This window comes from Janthinobacterium sp. NKUCC08_JDC, from assembly GCF_019345575.1.
In the GTDB taxonomy this organism is placed as follows: domain Bacteria; phylum Pseudomonadota; class Gammaproteobacteria; order Burkholderiales; family Burkholderiaceae_D; genus Janthinobacterium; species Janthinobacterium aestuarii.
This window is the reverse complement of the sequence record NZ_JAHKQW010000062.1, coordinates 1-234: the sequence shown is the minus strand read 5'-3', so window position 1 is coordinate 234 and position 234 is coordinate 1. Positions and strand designations below refer to the sequence as shown.

The following is a 234-nucleotide window of genomic DNA, read 5'->3' as shown; positions in this document are numbered from 1 at the left end:
GCAAGATTAAAACTCAAAGGAATTGACGGGGACCCGCACAAGCGGTGGATGATGTGGATTAATTCGATGCAACGCGAAAAACCTTACCTACCCTTGACATGGCTGGAATCCCCGAGAGATTGGGGAGTGCTCGAAAGAGAACCAGTACACAGGTGCTGCATGGCTGTCGTCAGCTCGTGTCGTGAGATGTTGGGTTAAGTCCCGCAACGAGCGCAACCCTTGTCATTAGTTGCT

General features: G+C 51.3%; 1 rRNA gene. It reads left to right on the top strand.

The features are described from left to right. A 16S ribosomal RNA gene (locus KO538_RS29120) occupies positions 1 to 234 on the top strand; the annotation flags it as partial.